Source organism: Hoyosella altamirensis, from assembly GCF_014191505.1.
In the GTDB taxonomy this organism is placed as follows: domain Bacteria; phylum Actinomycetota; class Actinomycetes; order Mycobacteriales; family Mycobacteriaceae; genus Hoyosella; species Hoyosella altamirensis.
This window is the reverse complement of sequence record NZ_JACHWS010000003.1, coordinates 618,608-637,667: the sequence shown is the minus strand read 5'-3', so window position 1 is coordinate 637,667 and position 19,060 is coordinate 618,608. Positions and strand designations below refer to the sequence as shown.

20 protein-coding genes are annotated in these 19,060 nt (G+C 61.8%); 18 read left to right on the top strand and 2 right to left on the bottom strand.

Features of this window, described 5'->3' with window-relative positions; translation table 11 throughout:
* The first annotated feature begins 8 nt into the window (after positions 1-8).
* The 17 genes from hemW (at position 9) to FHU29_RS17000 (ending at position 16,616) form a co-directional block, all read left to right on the top strand.
* Positions 9-1,232 carry a radical SAM family heme chaperone HemW gene (gene hemW, locus FHU29_RS17080; protein ID WP_064439292.1) on the top strand — a complete coding sequence of 408 codons (1,224 nt, stop codon included), beginning with the start codon at positions 9-11 and terminating at the stop codon, positions 1,230-1,232.
* Between the two features lie 103 nt (positions 1,233-1,335).
* Positions 1,336-2,370, top strand: coding sequence for a heat-inducible transcriptional repressor HrcA (hrcA, locus tag FHU29_RS17075; protein WP_064439291.1), 1,035 nt, complete (start codon positions 1,336-1,338; stop codon positions 2,368-2,370).
* 166 nt (positions 2,371-2,536) lie between these two features.
* Positions 2,537-3,691 carry a molecular chaperone DnaJ gene (dnaJ, locus tag FHU29_RS17070; RefSeq protein ID WP_064439290.1) on the top strand — a complete coding sequence of 385 codons (1,155 nt, stop codon included), beginning with the start codon at positions 2,537-2,539 and terminating at the stop codon, positions 3,689-3,691.
* A gap of 2 nt (positions 3,692-3,693) precedes the next feature.
* The gene (locus FHU29_RS17065) at positions 3,694-4,467 is read left to right on the top strand and encodes a 16S rRNA (uracil(1498)-N(3))-methyltransferase (RefSeq protein WP_064439289.1); all 774 of its coding nucleotides are present in this window, start codon (positions 3,694-3,696) and stop codon (positions 4,465-4,467) included.
* Positions 4,468-4,533: 66 nt separating this feature from the next.
* Complete coding sequence (locus tag FHU29_RS17060; protein WP_064439500.1) at positions 4,534-4,803, top strand: DUF1876 domain-containing protein; 270 nt, start codon at positions 4,534-4,536, stop codon at positions 4,801-4,803.
* Between the two features lie 312 nt (positions 4,804-5,115).
* Entirely contained in the window at positions 5,116-6,120 is a 1,005-nt protein-coding gene (locus FHU29_RS17055; RefSeq protein WP_221195186.1) for a PhoH family protein, read from the top strand.
* A gap of 42 nt (positions 6,121-6,162) precedes the next feature.
* On the top strand, positions 6,163-6,711 hold the full coding sequence (gene ybeY, locus FHU29_RS17050; protein WP_064439288.1) for an rRNA maturation RNase YbeY: 549 nt from the start codon (positions 6,163-6,165) through the stop codon (positions 6,709-6,711).
* A 9-nt stretch (positions 6,712-6,720) separates the two neighbouring features.
* Positions 6,721-8,061, top strand: a complete 1,341-nt coding sequence (locus tag FHU29_RS17045) for a hemolysin family protein (RefSeq protein WP_423785883.1) — start codon at positions 6,721-6,723, stop codon at positions 8,059-8,061.
* The gene (gene era, locus FHU29_RS17040; RefSeq protein ID WP_423785882.1) at positions 8,051-8,980 is read left to right on the top strand and encodes a GTPase Era; all 930 of its coding nucleotides are present in this window, start codon (positions 8,051-8,053) and stop codon (positions 8,978-8,980) included. Before FHU29_RS17045 ends, era begins: the two co-directional genes overlap by 11 nt.
* 238 nt (positions 8,981-9,218) lie before the next feature.
* Positions 9,219-10,328 carry a phosphate ABC transporter substrate-binding protein PstS gene (gene pstS / locus FHU29_RS17035; protein WP_064439287.1) on the top strand — a complete coding sequence of 370 codons (1,110 nt, stop codon included), beginning with the start codon at positions 9,219-9,221 and terminating at the stop codon, positions 10,326-10,328.
* Between the two features lie 112 nt (positions 10,329-10,440).
* Positions 10,441-11,430, top strand: coding sequence for a phosphate ABC transporter permease subunit PstC (pstC, locus tag FHU29_RS17030; RefSeq protein ID WP_064439286.1), 990 nt, complete (start codon positions 10,441-10,443; stop codon positions 11,428-11,430).
* Entirely contained in the window at positions 11,427-12,350 is a 924-nt protein-coding gene (gene pstA / locus FHU29_RS17025) for a phosphate ABC transporter permease PstA (RefSeq protein ID WP_064439285.1), read from the top strand. Before pstC ends, pstA begins: the two co-directional genes overlap by 4 nt.
* 58 nt (positions 12,351-12,408) lie before the next feature.
* Positions 12,409-13,176, top strand: a complete 768-nt coding sequence (gene pstB / locus FHU29_RS17020) for a phosphate ABC transporter ATP-binding protein PstB (protein WP_198156515.1) — start codon at positions 12,409-12,411, stop codon at positions 13,174-13,176.
* Between the two features lie 76 nt (positions 13,177-13,252).
* Positions 13,253-14,149 carry a phosphate ABC transporter ATP-binding protein PstB gene (gene pstB, locus FHU29_RS17015; RefSeq protein WP_064439284.1) on the top strand — a complete coding sequence of 299 codons (897 nt, stop codon included), beginning with the start codon at positions 13,253-13,255 and terminating at the stop codon, positions 14,147-14,149.
* Between the two features lie 69 nt (positions 14,150-14,218).
* Positions 14,219-14,959 (top strand): response regulator transcription factor, encoded by a 741-nt coding sequence (locus FHU29_RS17010; RefSeq protein WP_183377595.1) that lies wholly within the window; start codon positions 14,219-14,221, stop codon positions 14,957-14,959.
* A gap of 57 nt (positions 14,960-15,016) precedes the next feature.
* A complete protein-coding gene (recO, locus tag FHU29_RS17005) occupies positions 15,017-15,832 on the top strand; it encodes a DNA repair protein RecO (protein ID WP_074390760.1) in 816 nt (271 codons plus the stop codon).
* Positions 15,777-16,616 carry an isoprenyl transferase gene (locus tag FHU29_RS17000; RefSeq protein WP_064439282.1) on the top strand — a complete coding sequence of 280 codons (840 nt, stop codon included), beginning with the start codon at positions 15,777-15,779 and terminating at the stop codon, positions 16,614-16,616. Before recO ends, FHU29_RS17000 begins: the two co-directional genes overlap by 56 nt.
* Here the strand turns inward: FHU29_RS17000 and FHU29_RS16995 are convergent.
* Both FHU29_RS16995 and FHU29_RS16990 read right to left on the bottom strand, forming a co-directional pair.
* A complete protein-coding gene (locus FHU29_RS16995) occupies positions 16,613-17,053 on the bottom strand; it encodes a Fur family transcriptional regulator (RefSeq protein ID WP_064439281.1) in 441 nt (146 codons plus the stop codon). The two genes, FHU29_RS17000 and FHU29_RS16995, sit on opposite strands and share 4 nt — an antisense overlap.
* 2 nt (positions 17,054-17,055) lie before the next feature.
* Positions 17,056-17,343 carry an ArsR/SmtB family transcription factor gene (locus FHU29_RS16990; RefSeq protein ID WP_423785889.1) on the bottom strand — a complete coding sequence of 96 codons (288 nt, stop codon included), beginning with the start codon at positions 17,341-17,343 and terminating at the stop codon, positions 17,056-17,058.
* A 297-nt stretch (positions 17,344-17,640) separates the two neighbouring features.
* Between FHU29_RS16990 and FHU29_RS16985 the strand changes: the two genes are divergently transcribed.
* Complete coding sequence (locus FHU29_RS16985) at positions 17,641-19,029, top strand: glycine--tRNA ligase (RefSeq protein ID WP_013806013.1); 1,389 nt, start codon at positions 17,641-17,643, stop codon at positions 19,027-19,029.
* Positions 19,030-19,060: the final 31 nt, after the last annotated feature.

Below are 19,060 nucleotides of genomic sequence, written 5' to 3'. Positions count from 1 at the left end.
GGAAGCACATGTCCAGCCCAGGAACGGAAAAAATGTCACTTCCCGCCCACGAGTTAGTCCTCCCGGCGTCGGCCATGAACACGGTGTCTGAAAGGCGATTCGGCATCTACGTGCACGTCCCGTTTTGTGCGACGCGCTGCGGCTACTGCGATTTCAACACTTACACAGCCGGGGAACTCGGCAGTTCGGCATCGCCGGAATCCTGGCTCGAGGCGTTCAAGCGAGAGACGGAACTCGCGGCGAAGATGCTGAGTGCGGCCGGAGTACCGCAGGCTGAGTCCGTCTTCGTGGGCGGTGGGACGCCGTCGTTACTGGGTGCCGCGGCTCTTGCTGACGTTATCGACACGATCTCGAACAACTTCGGCATGCGGCCGAACGCTGAGGTCACTACTGAAGCGAACCCGGAGTCCACATCGCCACAGTTCTTTCAGGCTATTCGAGAGGCAGGCTTTACCAGGGTCTCTCTGGGCATGCAGTCGGCTGCGCAGCACGTGCTGGCCGCGCTTGACCGGACCCACACCCCGGGACGCGCCATTTCCGCGGCTCGAGAAGCACGCGAGGCCGGATTTGAACACGTGAATCTCGACCTCATCTATGGAACTCCCGGCGAACGAGACAGCGACCTCGACGCGTCGCTCGACGCGGTTCTCGCAGCTGGGGCTGACCATGTTTCGGCCTACGCACTCATAGTTGAAGACGGTACGGCGCTGGCGCGCAGGATCAGAAAGGGAGAGATGCCCGCGCCTGACGATGATGTGCTGGCAGCGAGGTATGAGCTGATTGACTCGCGTCTCGCCGCAGCTGGGTTTCAGTGGTACGAAGTATCGAACTGGGCCGCGAATGAGGAGGCTATCTGCCGCCACAACGTCGGGTACTGGAACGAGTCGAACTGGTGGGGATTGGGGCCCGGAGCGCATAGTCATGTCGGGGGTGTGCGCTGGTGGAACGCCAAACATCCAGCTCGCTACGCCGATCAACTCGCTTCCGGTCTACTGCCAGTAGGAGGCGTCGAGACGCTCTCCCCGGAAGATCAGCACCTCGAGTACGTGATGCTCGCGGTGCGGATGCGGGCTGGCCTCTCGCTTCGCCGGTTGTCTCCTGCGGAGCGCGCGGCAGCAGAGAGATGCGCCGATGAGGGGCTTGCTGAGATCGCCGGGGGTAGGCTGCGGCTGACTGGCCGGGGACGTCTGCTTGCGGACGGTGTGGTGAGACAGATCGTGACCGCAGAATGAAGACGTGGCAATCTTCACTTCGCCTATGGCATAACTGCTGGTTATAGACCGGGCTAAAATGGGTCTTCGTTGCGGCATATCGATGTCGGGGAGGTGGTGAACGATGCCGAGCACGGATGACAGGCGCTTCGCGGTGTTGCAAGCCATCGTGTCGGACTACGTTTCGACGCATGAGCCGGTCGGGTCCAAGGCTCTGGTTGATCGTCACGGGCTTGGGGTGTCGAGCGCCACGGTTCGTAACGACATGGCAGTTCTCGAGGCTGAGGGCTACATTCGGCAGCCACACACGTCGTCGGGGCGGGTGCCGACCGACAAGGGATATCGGCAGTTCGTCGACCGGATAGCCGAAGTTAAGCCACTCTCGCAGGGCGAGCGGCGCGCGATCATGGAGTTTCTCGAGGGCGGAGTCGACCTCGATGACGTCTTGCGCCGCGCGGTACGGCTGCTTGCACAGCTCACCCGCCAGGTGGCAGTGCTGCAGTACCCCACCTTGACGTCATCGAAAGTGCGGCATATCGAGGTCGTGCCGCTGAATCCAGCGCGACTGCTGCTTGTGGTGATCATGGACACCGGACGCGTCGACCAGCGTCTGGTGGAACTCGGTGACGTCATCAGTGAAGAGCAGGTGAGCACACTCCGGGTGCTGCTCGGTCAAGCGCTCGAAGGTAAACATCTTTCAGCGGCCTCGGTCGCCGTCGCTGAACTTGCAAATCAGGTCGATCATGACATGCGCGACCCGGTGGTGCGGTCAGCGACCGTCCTTGTCGAGACGCTCGTTGAGCGCAGCGAGGACCGGCTGGTTCTCGGCGGTACCTCGAATCTGACCGCCAATGCTGCTGACTTTGGCGGCAGCCCTGGGGCGATGCTGCAGATTCTGGAGGCGCTCGAGGAGCAAGTAGTCGTTCTCAAACTACTCGCCGCGGCTCAGCACCCGGGAATGGTGACAGTCCGGATCGGTGAGGAAATGGAAGACGAACAGATCCGGGCGACGTCCGTCATCTCGACTGGGTATGGCGCCGCGGGCGCGACCTTCGGTGGCGTTGGCGTACTCGGCCCGACCCGTATGGACTACCCGTGGGCAATCGCCGCTGTGTCAGCGGTCGCCCGCTACGTGGGGGAGGTCCTCTCCGCGAGATGAGACGAGGTGCGTGCGCCGGCTCTGCAGCCATGCAGTATGGTGCCGGGCGTCAAGGGGAGTACCGTCAGAGGTTGGTTATCCGCCGCGCCCATTAGTGACATTTCTGGGTGGCATTCTTCGGGTCAAGTTGAGATCCGCATGATGAGGAACAGGACAGAACACAAACGTGGCACGTGACTATTACGGGACGCTCGGCGTTTCCAAGACGGCGACTGATCAGGAGATCAAGCGCGCGTACCGGAAGCTCGCACGGGAATTTCACCCCGATGTGAATCCCGACCCGGCGGCCCAGGAACGGTTCAAAGACGCGACGACGGCGTACGAGATTCTGAGCGACCCGCAGAAGCGGAAGATCGTTGACATGGGCGGGGACCCGCTCGACGGTCCAGGCGGAGGCGCCGGTGCCGGTTTCGGAGCGCAAGGCTTCGGTGGTCTCGGCGACGTATTCGAGGCATTCTTCGGCGGTGCCGGGGGAATGGGGTCACGCGGCCCCCGAAGCCGTGTCCAGCCTGGCGCTGATGCCCTCATCAAGGTTCGGCTCGACCTCGCTGAATGCGCGGAGGGTGTCACCAAGGACGTCACCGTGGACACCGCGATCTTGTGCGATACCTGCACGGGGTCCGGCGCGAATGGTGACTCGAAACCAGTGCAGTGCGACACCTGCCGCGGGGCCGGCGAAATCCAGTCAGTTCAGCGCAGTTTTCTCGGGCAGGTCATGACGACACGGCAATGCCCGACGTGCAACGGTTTCGGTCAGATCATTCCCGACCCTTGCCGGAAGTGCGCCGGCGAAGGTCGCGTGCGTGCTCGCCGCGACATCGCTGTGCGCATACCGGCAGGTGTGGCAAACGGGATGCGGGTCAGGCTCGCAAGTCAGGGCGAAGTAGGGCCTGGCGGCGGTCCCGCTGGAGACCTCTACGTCGAGGTAGTCGAGCAGCCGCACGAGGTCTTCGTGCGTGATGGCGACTCGCTGCACTGCACAGTGAAAATCCCCATGGTTGATGCTGCCCTGGGCACCACCGTCACTGTCGAGAGCCTCATCGACGGCCCGATCGAGTTGTCGGTGGAGCCAGGCACTCAGCCGGGTGCAGTTGCCACGATTCCAGGCCAGGGCATGCCGAGGCTCCGGGCGGGTACACGTGGGGACCTTTACGCACACCTCGAGGTAGTGATCCCGACGAAACTCGACGGCAAGCAGGCTGACCTTCTCGAGTCGTTCCGAAATGCACGTGGACGCGACGCAGCCGAAGTGGTGACCAGCGCATCGCACCACGGCAGCAAGATCTTCTCCAAGCTCCGGGACTTCGTGAGCGGGCGCTGACGGTGGCGGCGACGGTCTTCTATCTCGACCCATTGCCGCCCAGCGCCGGAGACCTAGCCATCCTTGACGGGCCAGAGGGCCGACATGCGGCGACGGTTCGGCGTATCAGAATCGGCGAACAGGTGGTGCTGGCTGATGGCCGCGGAGGTGTCGCCTGGGGGACTGCTGTGACCGTCGGCAAGGACACCCTTGAGGTTCGAGTCGAGCGCCGGGAATCCATTGCTGAGCCTGTCCCGCGGGTTGTGGTGGTTCAGGCGCTGCCCAAGTCGGACCGGTCCGAGCTTGCAGTCGAGTTGATGACTGAGGCGGGTGCCGACGAGATCATCCCTTGGGAGGCAGCTCGGTGCGTCGCGCGCTGGCAGGGCCCGAAGGCCCACAAGAACGTTGAACGCTGGCAACGCGTGGCTGCGAGCGCGGCGAAGCAGGCGCGGCGTGCGCATATCCCGCTGGTCCATAAACTTGCGACAAGCCGCGACGTCGCGGCTGCAATCGCTGCGACCGTTGCAGCCAGCGGAACAGCGGTAGTCCTCCACGAAGACGCGACCGAGGCGCTTGCCACTGTCGTGCACGCGGTCGGCGACGTCCGATCGATCCTGCTCATCGTGGGCCCCGAAGGCGGAGTGAGCCCCGAAGAGACGGAACAATTCACGCAAGCCGGTGCGCAGCCTGTGCGTTTGGGCCCGACAATCCTGCGCACTTCCACTGCTGCGGCGGTGACACTCGGTGCGCTGGGAGTGCTGACGGCGCGATGGGACAACACTCCGATGAGATATTGATCACCTTCTCCTCTGGACATCGGAATGGAACAGGACGAACCTGGACATACGGCGGAAGGAGAAGTGATGCAGGACAAGCACTGGTCGGTAGAGATCCTTATCGATGAGAGAAATGGGCAGACGCACGCTGAAGCCCGGCTGCATGCCGACGAAGGCTCGCGAAAGCTTGTCGCCACCGGTGTCGCCCGGAAGAATCCGGATGACCGGGACGTCCCTCTAATCGGTGACGAATTAGCCGCGGCGCGCGCGCTCGCTGATCTTTCACATCAGCTGATTGAGCAAACGGCTACGGACATCGAGTCGAGCACACACGTGCCAGCGCACGTGACGACGTAGAGGCCGAAAAAGCTCGAAGCGCTCCTGGCTTCCCTATGGGTTGACGGTTCCCGCGCGGGAACCGTCAACCCATTCCTGCTCAGTTGCCCTCCTGGCCCTAACGCCTGATCAATACCGGGGCGACGAAACGCGTTGCGCGTCCTAGACTGAGACAAGACACAAAGTCTGCAGCCACGCGGTGTGCTGCCGGATTCAGAGGAAGCAGGTCTAACTCCACTCGTGACGCCTCAGGACAACATTGGCGGTGCTGGGCCCGACGGGCCCGCTGGTGAAGAGCAGGTTCGCCCCGTAGAGCGGACGGTTCGCTCGACTATGCAGTTGCCGCCTCAATCGGTGCTACCGCTGCTCGGGTCGGCGGATGAAAATCTGAGGTTGCTGGAGAATCTTCTCGACGCAGACATCCACGTCCGCGGTAACGAGGTCACGCTGACTGGTCTGGCTTCAGATGTCGCGCTCGCTGAACGTGTGATTGGCGAACTCTTGACCATTGCGCGCCGTGATCAGCACCTCCCCACGGATGTCGTCGAGAGATCAGTGGCCATGCTCACGGACGGCACCGCCACGTCACCTGCTGAGGTGCTGAGCCTCGACATCATCTCCCGGCGCGGCAAGACCATCCGCCCGAAAACTCTCAACCAGAAAACGTATGTCGACTCGATTGATGCGGCAACGATCGTTTTCGGTATCGGTCCCGCCGGTACAGGCAAGACCTACCTCGCGATGGCGAAGGCAGTTCAAGCACTCCAAGCCAAGCAGGTCAATCGCATCATCCTCACCCGGCCAGCGGTGGAAGCCGGAGAGCGCCTCGGCTTCCTCCCGGGCACCTTGAACGAGAAGATCGACCCTTATCTGCGTCCGCTGTACGACGCACTGCACGACATGATTGATCCTGAGGCGATCCCGAAGCTCATGCAGGCGGGTGTCATCGAGGTGGCGCCACTGGCCTACATGCGTGGCCGCACGCTTAACGATGCCTTCATCATTCTCGACGAGGCCCAAAACACGACACGCGAGCAGATGAAAATGTTTCTCACTCGCTTAGGGTTCGGGTCGAAGATCGTTGTGACCGGTGACGTGACACAGGTGGACCTCCCCACGGGAACACGTTCAGGGCTGCACGTCGCGACAGAAATTCTCGCCGGCATCGAGGGAATCCATTTGATTCGCCTCACGAGTGGGGACGTGGTGCGGCATCGGTTGGTGTCGGATATCGTCGACGCTTACGAACGGTTCGAGGAAGAGGCCGATTCGGATGACGCGCGGCGCTTCGCCAACAGGGCGCAGCGGCGTGCCGAGCATCGGTTTCCTCGCAGGTGATCGCTCGCGGACAACTGAGACGGGGAAAGGTGAGCTCTCGCAGTGAGCATTGAGGTGAACAACGAGAGTGGCGTCGCGGTACCCGCGGAAGACCTCAGCGCTGTTGCACGTTACGTACTAGATCAGCTCGACGTACACGCAGCGGCGGAACTCTCGATGGTCTTCGTTGACCTCGACGCGATGTCCGAGCTTCATCAACGGTGGATGGACCTGCCTGGACCTACAGATGTGATGTCCTTCCCGATGGACGAGATGATCCCCGGGGCGCGCCCTGACGCCTCCTCGCCGGGACCGGCGATGCTGGGCGACATCGTGATCTGTCCCCAGTTCGCGGCGAAGCAGGCTAAACAGGCCGGTCACTCTGTCGATCATGAATTGGCATTGCTGACCATCCACGGCGTCCTGCACCTCCTCGGCTATGACCACGCCGAGCCCGATGAGGAGAAGGAGATGTTCGCGCTGCAGAACTCGCTCCTCAGCGACTGGTTTGAGCTGCGCCAAGCGGAGGCACGCAAAGTTGCGCAAATCGAGCGCGACCGCAGGTTGCTAGGCAAGGTCGGCCTGCTGAACGACCCCGATGAGCTCCGATAGGCATCACAGGTGACTACTGATGTGATGCTGCTCGGCGGCGTCGTCCTCCTTGTGCTTCTTGGCGGGCTCTTCGCGGCGACGGATGCTGCGCTGAACACTTTGTCGCTCGCGCGCATCGAAGAGCTTGTGCAAAGCCGCCAGGCTGGTGCGAGCGGGTTGACGCAGCTCGTGCGGAACCGGCCCCAGTACGTCAATCTGACAGTTTTGCTCCGTGTCGCGTGTGAGATAGCAGCCACAGTGCTGCTCGCCGCTTTTCTGCTCGACCAGTTCGAGACGCGGTGGGCACTGCTCCTGTGCGCGGCCATCATGGTTGTTGTCAGCTACGTGCTGATCGGTGTGGGGCCGAGGACTCTCGGACGTCAGCACGCATACTCGATTGCCATCGCGACTTCCTGGCCGCTGCGTCTGCTCGGCTCGCTGCTTGGCCCGCTGATGCGGGTGATGATCCTCCTCGGCAACGCAGTAACACCAGGAAAGGGATTCCGTAACGGACCGTTCGCGTCGGAAATCGAACTGCGCGAACTTGTCGATCTCGCGCAGGAACGCGGGGTGGTGGCAGCGGACGAGCACCGCATGATCCAGTCGGTGTTCGAACTCGGCGACACCATTGCTCGTGAAGTGATGGTTCCGCGAACTGAAATGGTGTGGATCGAAGAGGATAAGAACGCCGGGCAGGCGACAACTCTCGCGGTGCGCAGTGGCCATTCGCGAATCCCCGTGATCGGCGAGAACATTGATGACATCCGCGGCGTCGTCTATCTGAAAGACCTCGTCCGGCAGACCTACACGGCGGTCGACGGTGGCCGAAGTGTCATCGTGCGCGACCTCATGCGTCCCGCGGTGTTCGTGCCGGACACGAAGCCGCTCGACAGTCTTCTACGTGAGATGCAGCGCGACCGAAACCACCTCGTTGTGCTCGTCGACGAATACGGCGGAATCGCGGGGATCGTCACGATCGAAGACATTCTGGAAGAAATTGTCGGTGAAATCGCTGATGAGTACGACACGAATGAGCAGGCTCCGGTCGAGCCGCTTGGTGACGGTGTATACCGCGTCTCGGCGCGGCTGCCCATCGAAGACCTCGGCGAACTGTTCGGGACGCGCGTCGAAGACGATGAGGTTGAGACTGTTGGTGGTCTGATTGCGCACGTGCTGGGCCGCGTGCCACTGCCAGGCTCGACAGTGGACGTTCAGGGGCTCCACCTCACCGCTGAAGGGGGAGAGGACGTTCGCGGCCGAGTGCGTGTTCATACCGTGATCGCCCGCGAATCCATCGGCGCCAACAGTAAGCCTGAGGGTGAATCTCGGGCTGACTCAACTCAGGGAAGCAGGGAGACACGTGGTGAGTGATGTTTCGGAGGGTTCAGACGACTTCAGGTCGGGCTTTGTGTGCCTCGTCGGTCGTCCGAATACCGGGAAATCAACACTGACCAACGCGCTTGTGGGGGCAAAGGTCGCGATTACTTCATCACGGCCGCAAACCACCCGCCACACCATTCGCGGGATCATTCACCGTGAGGACGCGCAGATCATCCTCGTTGATACGCCGGGCTTGCACCGACCGCGAACCCTGCTGGGGCAGCGGCTGAATGATCTGGTGCGTGACACGTACACCGAGGTGGATGCAGTAGGGATCTGCATCCCCGCAGATGAGAAGATCGGACCGGGCGACCGCTGGATTCACGAGCAGATCGGTGCTGTTGCGCCGAAGACCACCCTGTTCGGCATAGTCACGAAGATTGACAAGGTGTCGAAGAGCAGGGTTGTCGAGCAACTGCTGGCAGTGTCGCAGCTATTAGGGCCGGAACGGGAAGTCATTCCGGTTTCCGCGACCTCAGGCGAGAACCTTGACCGTGTCGTCGCGTTGCTGCGTTCGCTCATGCCGCCCGGACCGGCGTTCTATCCAGACGGCGAGCTGACCGACGAGCCAGAGAACGTTCTGATGGCCGAACTCATTCGGGAGGCTGCGCTCGAAGGCGTTCGTGACGAACTCCCTCATTCGTTAGCGGTTGTCATCGAAGAGGTGAACGACAGCAAGACTCGTCGTGGGGATCCAATTCTGACAATCTTCGCAAATCTTTATGTCGAGCGTTCATCTCAAAAGTCCATCATCATTGGAAAGGGCGGCGCGAGACTTCGCGAAGTGGGCATAAAGGCGCGCGCCCAACTGGAGCGAATCTTCGGAACCAAAGTGTTTCTCGACCTGCACGTAAAGATTGCCAAGGATTGGCAGCGCGACCCAAAACAGCTGGGCAAGTTAGGTTTTTGAGTCGGCGGAACCAGTGGCGTGGGGGAGCTCCTGAGGTAGTTCGGTGTTGTTGAGAGCCTGTCAGCTGCCGCGGAATTAAGGGTTCATACGTGTACGACAAACATATTCATTCACGACACCCTCGCCGTTAACCTTCCGTTCGCCCAGTCGCACATTCTGTTCACCCTCCCCGGATACGTTTCGACTCGATTGGCAGACAGTGCCGCTCTGCCAGGTCGAACCTCCGAAGGAGATCACTATGCGTAATTGGCGTTCCCTGGTTGCCGTTGGCGCGACACTTCCTGTCGTCGCCTTCGCTGCCGCATGTGGTGGCGACAACGGCAACGGAGAAGGGGCCAATGGAGAAGGGGGAGCAACCGGTGGAAACGGTGGCTCACTCAGCGGGAACCTGACGGGTGCGGGCGCGACCTTCCCCAACCCCGTCTTCCAGGAATGGGCTGCAGATTTCGGCGCAGTGGAGCCCGGTGTCCGGATCAACTACCAGAGCATCGGTTCCGGTGGCGGCATCGAACAGTTCATCCGTAGCACCGTCGACTTCGGCTCATCCGAGCGTTACCTGAGCGATGAGGACCTCGAAGAGGCAGCCTCTGGCCGCGGCTGCGAAGGCGTACAGTTCCCTGTCATCTTCGGCTCGGTGGTCATCGCGTTCAACGATCCCGAACTCGACGGCATGGTCCTGACGGCCGATACCATCGCGAAGATCTACGACCGCCAGATTACCAACTTCAACGATCCTGAATTGCAGGAACTCAACCCGGATATGGACCTGCCCGACCAGGACATCATCCCGGTACACCGCTCTGACGGCTCGGGTACCACCTACGTGTTCACGCACTACCTGAGCACCGAGAACGAAGAGTGGGCAGACAAGTACGGCGAAGGCACTGAGGTCCAGTGGGCTTCCGGCACCGTCGGAGGCCAGGGGAACGAGGGCGTATCCGCGCAGGTCAACCAGAACCGTGGCGCGTTGGGATACGTCAACCAGGCGTACGCCATCGAGACGGGAATGGCTCAGGCCAGCGTCGTGAACGAAGACGGTGAGCCGATCTACCCTACGCTCGAAGCAACCACCGAGGCATCTGAGCTTGCAGAGATCCCGGACAGCTTCCAGTTCGACATCGACAACATCGGCGGCGAGGGGTACCCCATCACGGGTACCAACTGGATCTTCGCCTACGAGTGCGGCTACGACGACAACACCGCTGAGATGCTGAAGTCCTTCTGGAACTGGGTTCTTACCTCTGATGAGGCCAATGAGCTGGCTCTTGAACTGGGTTATGCGCCCATGGGAGCCGAGCTGAAGGGGCGCGTTCAGGCTCAGGTCGAGCGCATCAACTCGCAGAACTGATCGACGTGACGAGCACACGGAGTTAGCAAACGGCGCGGCCGGGTTCCTATCCGGCCGCGCCAGATGCGCTCCACAGCACTCCACAACCCGACATCAACTGGAGCAACATCACATGTCAGTTCTTTCACCACAACGTGGTCCTGACCTGAAGAACCGGAGTTCGTCGCGTTTCGCTGACCCCATGTTCCGCTGGCTCGTCACGATCGCCGGAACGACTGTCCTCATCGTTCTCGCGCTGATGGTCGTGCGGACGGTCCAGGAGGCCTGGCCGATCCTGCAGCATGAGGGATTCTTCGGTTTCCTATTTGGCACGGAGTGGCAGGCGGGCTACTCGCGCAACGAGATCACCGGCACGTACGGTGCCTGGCCGTTCATCTACGGCACGATCGTCACTGCGGTTGTCGGCATCATCATCGCGCTTCCGCTCGCCCTCGCGGTCGCGCTGTACTTGACGCAGCTGGCGCCATCCCGGCTGCGCAACCCGCTTTCTTACACCGTGGAAATGCTTGCAGCAGTGCCGAGCATCATCTTCGGCATGTGGGGGTTCTTCTGGCTGATGCCGAACGTTCTGCGGCCCTACGTTCTGGAACCACTCGAACGTACCTTCGGATGGTTCTTCCTGTTCGAGGGACCCGTGTACGGGACCAGCTACCTCAGCGCCGGCATCATTCTGGCCATCATGATCCTCCCGATCATGACAGCGATTTTCCGTGAGGTTTTCGCGGTCAACTCGATTGACCAGCAGTACGCCGCCTACGGTCTCGGGGCTACACGTTTCGAGGTGATGCGCAAAGTCATCCTGCCGTCGAGTTTCTCCGGCATCGTGGGTGGCACCATGCTGGGCCTCGGCCGCGCGCTCGGTGAAACCGTCGCGGTACTTTTCCTGGTTGGCGGAGCCCAGACTCTCAGCACCAGCCTTGCCCAGCCAGGCAACACCATGGCCGCCCACATCGCCAATACCTTCCAGGACGCATCGCCGGAAACGGTGCAGGGCCTCATGGCGATCGGCGTCGCTCTCTTCATCGTCACCATGACCATTAACGTTCTGGCGCGGCTGCTGGTGTGGCGCCTCGGCCGTATGACGGGAGATTCCGCAGTATGAGCACCCAGTTAGCCCAGTCAGCCACGCGCTCCACGCCAACCGGGCACCGCAGTCTCCGCGACCGGCAAGGCAACGCGCCGCGGCGAACCCGCATAAACTCGTTCAGCACCGGGGTTCTGGCGGTCGCGATGGCCATCGCGATGGTCCCGCTCTTCCTGATCATCGGATACGTCGCCTACCGCGGCTACGGTGTGATCGGGTGGGACTTCTTCACACAGAATGAGCCCCCATACCGCCGCGAGGGCGGCGGTTACGCAGCTGGCTTTTTCGGCACCCTCTACATCATGCTGCTCTCCATCGCGATGGCTGTGCCGCTCGGTATTGCCACAGCGATCTATCTCGTGGAATACGGCACGGGACGTTTCGCGCTCGTCATTCGATTCTTCACGGATGTCATGACAGGCATCCCATCGATCTTTGTTGGTCTTTTCGTCTATGGCCTTCTGGTATCTGGCTGGGTGACCTGGGGCTTCGGAACATTCGTCGCTGCGGTTGCCATCGCGATCATCATGTTGCCGATCGTTACCCGAGCAGCCGAGGAGATGCTCAAGCTCGTCCCCGACGAGTGGCGAAACGCCAGTTTCGGTCTCGGCGCTGGCAAAGCTCAAACGATTCTGCGCACAGTGCTGCCGGCTGCCGCTCCAGGCATCACCACGGGAGTCATGCTGGCCATTGCGCGCGGCATAGGTGAAACGGCCCCACTGATCCTGACGGCGCTCGGCGCCTCTTGGATTGTGACGTCGCTGCAGGGCGACCCTCAGGGCGCTGTGCCGCTGCAGATCTATGACGGCGCACGTCAGGCATTCGAGGCGGGAATCGAGCGTGCATTCGGCGGTGCGCTGAGCCTCTTCGGCCTCGTCCTCATCATGGTCGTCGGCGCGCGCCTCATCGGTGCTCGAGCCAACAAGCGGAAGGGATGACGAAGTGACTGCACACCTCACTGAAACCACGGCAGACCGGAGCGCTGTTGACGATCCCGTGTTCGAGATTGCCGACGCCTCGGTGACATATGGGAGCTTCGTGGCGCTGCGAAACGTCAGCTTCGACATCCCACGCAACCGGGTCACCGCGCTGATCGGCCCGTCGGGCTGTGGCAAGTCGACGCTGCTGCGCTGCCTGAACCGGATGAATGATCTGATCCCGGGCACGACGGTCGGCGGAACCATCAATTTCAACGGCGAGAACATGTACGACGATGACATCGATGCCGCCGAAGTGCGCCGCCGGATCGGCATGGTCTTCCAGCGTCCGAACCCGTTCCAGATGTCGATCTACGACAACGTTGCATTCGGCCCGCGGCTCAACGGCTACAAGGGCAACATGGACGACCTTGTCGAGCGGTCGCTGCAGCGAGCGGGACTGTGGGATGAGGTCTACAAGAAGCTGAAAGACAGCGGCACCGCGATCTCGGGCGGCCAGCAGCAGCGCTTGTGCATCGCGCGCGCAATCGCGGTCGAGCCCGAGGTACTACTCATGGATGAGCCGTGCTCTGCACTCGACCCCATTGCGACGCTCAAGATCGAGGATCTCATCCGTGAGCTCGCTGGCACGCTGACGATCGTCATCGTCACCCACAACATGCAGCAAGCGGGCCGCGTGTCCGACAAGACCGCGTTCTTCAGTGTCGAAGACGGTGACGCCGACCGTCGCCCAGGTGAGCTCGTCGAATTTGCGGACACCGAATACATCTTCACGAAAACAACGAACAAGCGGACCGAGGACTACATCAGTGGTCGATTCGGCTGACCGGAGGCCGCCGGGCGCGACGGGGTCCCCGTCGCGCTCCGGCGAGTTGCCTAACGACACTCAAGGAGGAACGCCCATGACCCACACAGTCCCGACAGACAGTACGGTCCGCACCGGTGCCGTATCGCAGGCAAGAACACCTGGCGTTCAGATCGACTTGCAGCACGCGAAGGCAGCGCGATCAGTCAGCCGCAGCGGTCCCACAATCACCTGCGATGACGTCAAGGTGTTCTACAAGAAGTTCCTCGCGGTGCGGGACGTCAACATGACGTTTAACCGCAATGAGGTGTCAGCTCTGATCGGACCGTCGGGCTGCGGTAAGTCGACCGTCCTGCGTTGCCTTAACCGGATGAACGATCTCGTTCCCGGTGCACGGGTGGAAGGGATGATCCGTTTCGAGGGCACGGACATCTACGGTGCCGGAGTAGATGTCAACGAGGTACGGCGCCGGATTGGCATGGTTTTCCAGAAGCCGAATCCGTTCCCGAAGTCGATCTACGACAACGTCGCGTACGGCCCGCGCGTAACCAAGATGCAGGTCGACAGCATGGATGACCTCGTCGAAGAGGCGCTGCGTAAAGCCGCAATCTGGGATGAGGTGAAAAGCAACCTGAAGGGGAGTGCGCTTGCCCTTTCTGGCGGTCAGCAGCAGCGGCTCTGCATCGCTCGTGCGATCGCGACCAAGCCTGAAGTGATCCTGATGGATGAGCCGTGTTCCGCGCTTGACCCGATTGCGACGCTCAAGATCGAAGATCTGATGGATTCCCTCGCGCAGGAGTTCACGATCATCATCGTCACACACAACATGCAGCAAGCTGCGCGTGTTTCGCAGCGCACCGCGTTCTTCACCGCGGAGGCCGACGAGCACGGCGATCGCACGGGGAGACTAGTCGAGTTCGACGACACCGCGAAGATGTTCAGCAATCCAGCCGACGAGCGCACTGAAGCGTACATTTCCGGCCGCTTCGGCTGAGTTGCAGACAGTTATCCGTGCGAGGTCAAGGATCGGGGTATCGGCAGTGGGCAGGCAATGGTAGCGAACATGGACATGCGTGTCGCGAATGCAAGATCGGGGGACAGCCGCGGGACGGCCCGTGTAAGGCCCTTCATTCTTGTCGTGGATGATGATCGTCAACTCGTCGACGAACTCATTGTTGGGCTCAGCAGTTGCGGGTTTGATATTCACGTCTGTCCTGACCCTGCTGAGGCGCTCTTGCTCGTCGGGCGTCTCCAGCCCGATGTCGTGATCGCCGCGAACGTGGGCGGACGGATCGGCACGATCGAGTTTTTGTCGATCGTCCGTGCCTCCGAACCTGATCTGCCGATCTTTGCGGGAGTGGATGCGGACTCTGGCGTTTTCGCAGCGCGTGCGGCCGCAAAGGCGAACATCGTCATTCCGCGCCCGTACAGGCTGCGTGAATTGCCTGCGCTTTTGCAGTCCTATGTCCAGGCGGGGAGCCCATGGCAGCCGCGACCGGAGGCCCTGAGCCTCGGCCGGCTGCGGGTGGACGCAGTTACTCCGCAGATGTGGCTAGATGGCGAGTGCACACGTCTGCCGCCGCGGGAGTTCGCACTGCTCCGATATTTCGCCGAGCATGAAGGCACGGTTGTCAGCAGGCAGGAACTGATCGACGCGGCCTGGCATGGCTCGGCGACGCACAGCAATACACTGACAGTTCATATCGCGCGGTTGCGGCGGCGTCTCGGGGACGATGAGGCGAATCCGCAGTGGATACGAGCGATACGCGGGTTCGGATACCAGTTCTGTGCGCCCAGCGCTTGACGGAACACCCCCGCGCGGAGTCCGCAAACTGTCAGAGGTCAGTGAGAGACTGTACGGGTGAGGTTGTACCGGGATTGCGCGGTGGTGCTGCGCCAGCACAAGCTGGGCGAGGCTGACCGTATCCTGACGCTCTTGACCCGCGACCACGGCATCGTGCGTGCTGTCGCGAAGGGTATAAGGCGCACCAGGTCGAAGTTTGGTGCACGACTTGAGCCCTTCAACCATGTTGACGTGCTGCTTCATCCTGGCCGAAACCTCGACATTGTCACTCAGGTCCATGCAGTGAATACGTTCGCGTCCGACATCGCCTGCGACTACGGGCGCTATACGACGGGCTGCGCGATTCTCGAGACCGCAGAGCGTCTCGCTGGGGAGGAACACGCACCGGTTCCGCGTCTCTACCAGCTGACGGTCGGTGCACTGCGCGCGGTCGGGCAGGGGCAGCGGGAAACGGGCTTGGTGCTTGATGCGTTTCTGCTGCGCGCGATGGGGCTTGCAGGCTGGGCTCCCGCGCTGCGGGACTGTGCACGCTGTGGCGCGCCCGGGCCGCATCGTGCTTTTCATGTTGCAGCGGGGGGTTCAGTGTGTGTTCATTGCCGCCCGCCGGGCGCGGCGACGCCTTCAGCCGGGGTTCTCGACCTCATGGACGCCTTGGTGACAGGGGAATGGGGTTACGCCGAGCAGACAGTCTCGCAGGTGCGTGGCCAGGCAAGTGGCCTCACTGCAGCACACCTTCAATGGCACCTCGAGCGGCAGCTTCGCACACTCCCGCTGATTGAGCGATCCCGCCCTCATGCGCAGGCCGGAGTCGTGCAAGATGAAGGGTGTGACACAGCGACATTACCGACGGAGCCCCTGGCGAGCGGGATCTAGCAGCGCAGAGGCAGCCGCGCGTTCGGTGCGTCCGCCTGACCCGCACCCATCCGGCGCCAAACCGCCCAAGCTGCCGCGAGAATTCGTGCCGGAGCATGTCGCCCTCGTCATGGACGGCAACGGCCGCTGGGCCGAGGAGCGGGGCTTGCCGCGCACCGAAGGACACAAGCAAGGTGAAGCCGTCCTCATGGACACTGTCTGCGGTTGCATCGAGATGGGGGTTTCGTGGCTATCTGCCTACGCCTTCTCCACAGAGAACTGGCGTCGCAGCCCAGAAGAAGTCCGCTTCCTCATGGGATTCAACCGCGATGTGATCCGTCGGCGCCGCGACGAAATGAACGAGATGGGCGTACGCGTCCGATGGGCAGGCCGGCGTCCGCGGCTGTGGCGCAGCGTCATACGCGAACTCGAGATCGCCGAAGAACTGACGAAACACAACACGGTCATGACCCTGACGATGTGCGTCAACTACGGGGGCCGCGCTGAGATCGTCGACGCCACGCGGGAGATCGCACGCAAGGCAGCGGCGGGGGAAATCAACCCCGAGCGGATTACCGAAGCGATGTTCGCGCGGCATCTCGACGAGCCGGACATGCCCGATGTCGACCTGTTCCTCCGCCCCTCGGGCGAACTGCGCACTTCGAACTTCCTGCTGTGGCAGTCGGCATACGCAGAGTTCGTCTTTCAGGAGAAACTTTTCCCTGACTTCGACCGGCGCGATCTATGGGACGCATGTGTGGAATACGCGAAGCGGGACCGCCGGTACGGAGGTGTGAGGCCTTAAACGCTCTCTGAGCGCTGGCAGTCTCGGCAGATTCCGAAAACCTCGACGATATGACTGATGTCGGTGAAACCGTTCTCTGAGGCGATCGAATGAGACCACCGCTCAACCTCGTCGCCCTTGATTTCGACGGTGAATCCGCAGTCCCGGCACACCAAGTGGTGATGGTGGCCCGACGAGCATCTGCGGTACACGGCTTCGCCGTTGTCAGTACGAAGCACATCGACAGCGCCGGTCTCTGCCAGTGACTGCAGCGTGCGATACACCGTTGTCAGCCCGATGCCTTCGCCGCGGCGGCGCAGCTCATCGTGTATGTCCTGGGCGGAACGGAACTCTTCGACGTCGTTTAGCAGCGCTGTCACGGCAGAGCGCTGCCGGGTTGAGCGGACTCCGATCGCCGGTGAGGGACGCTTGCGTTGAGATCCTGCGGGCGCGGACATACTTATTCCTCCTCGGCGTGTGCGACGGCGTCGGCAACGATGTGGGCAAGGTGATCGTCCACGAGGCTATAGAGCACCTCGCGTCCCGCCCTTTCCCCGTGGACGACACCAGCGGACTTCAGAACCCGAAGGTGCTGACTGATCAGCGGCTGCGTAACCCCCAGGGCATCGACGAGCTCATGTACGCAGCGCTCGGACTCGCGCAATTGCAGCACGATCGCGATCCGGACTGGCGCGGCAAGGGCGCGCAGCAGCTCGCCCGCAGCGATCAGGGATCGCTGCGGTGGCATCGGCGCGGGCGGAATTGCCCGGTCTCTGTGGTCGGGGCGTGCTGACTGCACATGCAGCGGCTCAGCGGTGGGGTCACCGGATGTTACGCCAGGGGTGTTCAGAACGGCGCTCTCCTTGTCGAAAATGGAAACAATATCCATTGTTGTATGCATTGATGCGCATGTCAACGATGAGGGTGGCGTGTTGCTCAGCCGGTGCGGCCAGGCGCCGGTTTACCGTACGCGCGTGAGTCCGCCTACACTGACTTCGGCTGGGAACCCAGAATTACCTAATCGACGAGATGGAGTGCTCCTTCAGTGGCAGGCAAGTCCAACCGCATCGACACGGTCGTCAACCTCTGCAAGCGCCGCGGGCTAGTTTTCCCGTGCGGCGAAATCTATGGTGGCACGCGCTCCGCCTGGGACTATGGTCCGCTGGGTGTCGAGCTGAAAGACAACATCAAGAAGCAGTGGTGGCGCAACATGGTCACCAGCCGCGACGATGTCGTCGGACTGGACTCGTCCGTCATCCTCCCGCGTCAGGTCTGGGAAGCGTCCGGCCACGTCGAAGTCTTCACCGACCCTCTTGTCGAATCCCTCTACACCCACAAGCGGTATCGCGCCGACCACCTTCTCGAAGCGTACGAGGCGAAGCACGGCAAGCCGCCCGCCAATGGGCTCGCGGACATCTCTGATCCCGACACCGGGCAGCCGGGCAACTGGACGGAACCGCGCGCATTCTCCGGACTAATGAAGACTTTCCTTGGGCCGGTGGACGACGAAGAGGGTCTGCACTACCTGCGGCCTGAGACGGCCCAGGGCATCTTCGTGAACTTCGCGAACGTCATGACCACCGCGCGCAAGAAGCCACCCTTCGGCATCGGCCAGATCGGCAAGAGCTTCCGCAACGAGATCACCCCCGGCAACTTCATCTTCCGGACTCGCGAATTCGAGCAGATGGAAATGGAGTTCTTCGTCGAGCCGGGCACGGACGAAGATTGGCACCAGTACTGGATTGACTACCGCTTCTCTTGGTACACCGAACTCGGTATCAACCCCGATAACCTGCGGTTGTTCGAGCACCCGAAGGATAAGCTGTCGCACTACTCGAAGCGCACCGTCGACATCGAGTACATGTTCGGCTTCCACGGCAGCGGCTGGGGTGAACTCGAGGGTGTTGCAAACCGCACCGACTTCGACCTCTCTACGCATGCCAAGCATTCCGGCGTCGAGCTGTCCTACTACGACCAGACGACCGGCAGCCGCTATACGCCGTACGTTATCGAGCCCGCAGCGGGCCTCACGAGATCACTCATGGCGTTCCTGGTGGACGCGTACTCAGAGGATGAGGCGCCGAACGCGAAGGGCGGCGTCGACACGCGTGTCGTCTTGCGTCTCGACCGGCGGCTTGCACCCGTCAAGGCGGCGGTGCTGCCACTGAGCCGGAATGCCGACCTCACACCGAAGGCGAAAGATCTCGCGGCGCGTCTGCGGCAGCATTGGAACGTCGAGTTCGACGACGCAGGCGCAATCGGCCGCCGCTATCGGCGCCAGGACGAAATCGGTACCCCGTTCTGCATCACCGTCGACTTCGACACTCTCGATGACCACGCCGTGACGGTCCGCGAACGTGATTCGATGAGCCAGGAACGCATCGCCATCGACCAGGTAGAGGGATACCTCGCAAAACACCTGATCGGCGTTTAAGGCTCTGGTCCACCGCACACCGCGAGTAGGG

Excerpts from the sequence above, each read along its gene's own strand:
- hemW (WP_064439292.1), top strand. The coding sequence starts at position 9 with ATGTCCAGCCCAGGAACGGAAAAAATGTCACTTCCCGCCCACGAGTTA.
- hrcA (WP_064439291.1), top strand. The coding sequence starts at position 1,336 with ATGCCGAGCACGGATGACAGGCGCTTCGCGGTGTTGCAAGCCATCGTG.
- FHU29_RS17060 (WP_064439500.1), top strand. The coding sequence starts at position 4,534 with ATGCAGGACAAGCACTGGTCGGTAGAGATCCTTATCGATGAGAGAAAT.
- FHU29_RS17055 (WP_221195186.1), top strand. The coding sequence starts at position 5,116 with ATGCAGTTGCCGCCTCAATCGGTGCTACCGCTGCTCGGGTCGGCGGAT.
- pstS (WP_064439287.1), top strand. The coding sequence starts at position 9,219 with ATGCGTAATTGGCGTTCCCTGGTTGCCGTTGGCGCGACACTTCCTGTC.
- pstC (WP_064439286.1), top strand. The coding sequence starts at position 10,441 with ATGTCAGTTCTTTCACCACAACGTGGTCCTGACCTGAAGAACCGGAGT.
- pstA (WP_064439285.1), top strand. The coding sequence starts at position 11,427 with ATGAGCACCCAGTTAGCCCAGTCAGCCACGCGCTCCACGCCAACCGGG.
- pstB (WP_064439284.1), top strand. The coding sequence starts at position 13,253 with ATGACCCACACAGTCCCGACAGACAGTACGGTCCGCACCGGTGCCGTA.
- FHU29_RS17010 (WP_183377595.1), top strand. The coding sequence starts at position 14,219 with ATGGACATGCGTGTCGCGAATGCAAGATCGGGGGACAGCCGCGGGACG.
- FHU29_RS17000 (WP_064439282.1), top strand. The coding sequence starts at position 15,777 with ATGAAGGGTGTGACACAGCGACATTACCGACGGAGCCCCTGGCGAGCG.
- FHU29_RS16995 (WP_064439281.1), bottom strand. The coding sequence starts at position 17,053 with ATGTCCGCGCCCGCAGGATCTCAACGCAAGCGTCCCTCACCGGCGATC.
- FHU29_RS16990 (WP_423785889.1), bottom strand. The coding sequence starts at position 17,343 with ATGCCACCGCAGCGATCCCTGATCGCTGCGGGCGAGCTGCTGCGCGCC.